At 35.7% G+C, this 1,796-nt stretch carries 2 protein-coding genes; both read right to left on the bottom strand.

The genetic code is table 11. The features are described 5' to 3' along the window. Positions 1-664, bottom strand: a 664-nt coding sequence (locus ACZ3I4_RS47830) for a rolling circle replication-associated protein (protein ID WP_392079688.1), incomplete at its 3' end; no start/stop codon positions are given. Positions 665-1,187: 523 nt separating this feature from the next. Then, positions 1,188-1,337, bottom strand: a complete 150-nt coding sequence (locus tag ACZ3I4_RS47825; protein WP_350502499.1) for a toxin-antitoxin system HicB family antitoxin — start codon at positions 1,335-1,337, stop codon at positions 1,188-1,190. Between the last annotated feature and the right edge of the window lie 459 nt (positions 1,338-1,796).

Here is a 1,796-nt window from a genome sequence, read left to right as displayed (position 1 = left end):
TTATATATTCGTCATGAGACTTTAGCAGAGTCTCTTTTTCTTTTTCCGTCAAAATATACTCTTCAGGCTTCTTTAACCCTCTACTCGAAAAATAAGACTTCTCTCCAAGTAATCTTTCGTCAATATTATCCTTTATCATATATTTCGTTATATAAGCCCCTACATTGTCCACGTGGTCTATTTTATTTATTTTAACAAACCCATGACCCCAGATGTCCGATAGAACGTCTACAGGCGTGTAAGGAAGGTTATAGACCAATAGGTGATAATGTATAGCCCCTCGTTTCTGAAACTCAATTACAGCAGTGTATTTTAGTTTTATTTTTAAAGTGTAATTCAGCCTTTGGATAAACTTTTTGAAGTTATAGTTAGATTGTTTTATGTCCTGCATGTTTTCAGCATATGTAAGTGTGAAAAATTTCGGTTGCTCGTTCCACGCATTTGCATTGGCATTTGCTTGGTTAAACACTTGCTTCCTTGCACGATATAACACATCAGACCTGTTCTTCATCTTTGTTTCAGCATCATTTATCCAATCATGATCAGACTGTTTTTTCCTACCAGCATTTTCACGAACTGCATCTTTACCTGTTGCTACCTCTTTCTCGTAGCTCAATAATTCCCATACACCGCCACTTTTTATTAGTTTGTGACGATACCTCAATTATAAAATACCTCTCTTCCTTGTCTAAATTTTTCTGCTTATTAATCGCTATAATCAAGTTAAGTAAGAAACAGAAATAGCGATTAAATATTAACCTATTTTTCTATCAGATTTAAACGGAAATATAAATCCTAAATCTACTAGAATTGTACCACTAAATTCGCCGCAGCCGGTTATTACTTTTCTATCAACTCCTGAAATTTTATAAAAGAATCCTGGTTGCAAAATGATAGTTTGTTTTAGTGCGTGTAATGTAACCACCATTACTTTTGTGTCTTCGGTTTTGTAATAAGAAATATTAAACATGTGCTCGTCCTCTTTTCTTGTTTTTTTAGTTGCGCTTCACCATCACCACTGCGTAGATCTACTCCATGAATCCTTGACTCGGAACCTTTGCGACCCAGATTACTTGCCACCGTCGCCACCTTCTAGAAATCTTTAATGTGGCAAACCGAACTAGGTTATCAGAGTCGCCTTTCCAAGTAAAGGAACCGCTACGCTTTCACTACGTAGAACTACTCCGTTAAAACTCTTTATCGTCTTTATATTCGCTCAGTATGTATGAAATCAAAGCGTTGACCGACATACCTCTCTTTTCAGCTTCTTTTTTTAACCATTCGTGTAGGTCTTCAGTAAGCCTTAGAGAAAAAACCGCTTTTCCCAATAACTTCACCTCCTTATGGTATCATTATAGTATCAAAGTGGTATCATGTCAATACCATAATGGTTAGTGTTATTTCTCTCGGTCTTTTATAAATAAAATAAATCCGCCTTGCGGTGTCGGGGGCCCCAACTGGAGTCACCCCACCCACACGCAAAAGGGCGGATTTTATATTTTCAAGGAAATTAAATAAGGACCCCATTATAGGAGTCCCATTGTCAAAGTTTGAACACTTTACCCGCTATTAGAAAACGGTAAAGTCATAGTATTTTTATTTTCTATGTGTTAAAATAGCGCTGTTAACTTTTGCGATTTAAGTTAATTTGTATCTTATGAATATTGCCTAGATATTCATTTTCATAGTTTTTGGAATATGTTATATATTCGTCATGAGACTTTAGCAGAGTCTCTTTTTCTTTTTCCGTCAAAATATACTCTTCAGGCTTCTTTAACCCTCTACTCGAAAAATAA

The sequence above is a fragment of the Actinoplanes sp. NPDC021490 genome, from assembly GCF_055562135.1.
The sequence above is the reverse complement of the archived record's forward strand: the minus strand, read 5'-3'. Positions and strand labels throughout refer to the sequence as shown.